Genomic DNA, 243 nt, shown 5'->3' with positions numbered 1-243 from the left:
CCGTAAAAGCGCCCCCGGAAAGACCCGGGGGCATACTCTATTTTGCTTACATGTACATGCCGCCGTTCACGTTGATGCATTGGCCAGTGATATAGTCGCCATCCACCGTCAGGAAGCGAACAGCTTTAGCGACTTCAGCCGGGGTGCCGAAGCGCCCTTTTGGAATTTTTGCGGTGATTTTCTCTTGCACTTTTTCAGGGACCGCTGCAACCATGTCAGTGAACGTATAGCCCGGGCATACAG

General features: G+C 53.5%; 1 protein-coding gene. It reads right to left on the bottom strand.

The features are described from left to right. Nucleotides 1-46 precede the first annotated feature (46 nt). A partial coding sequence (locus tag MXD62_RS09455; RefSeq protein WP_248828984.1) for an SDR family oxidoreductase occupies nucleotides 47-243 on the bottom strand: 197 nt, incomplete at its 5' end.

The sequence above is a fragment of the Frankia sp. Mgl5 genome (assembly GCF_023242985.1).
GTDB lineage: Bacteria > Actinomycetota > Actinomycetes > Frankiales > Frankiaceae > Parafrankia > Parafrankia soli.
The sequence above is the reverse complement of the archived record's forward strand: the minus strand, read 5'-3'. Positions and strand labels throughout refer to the sequence as shown.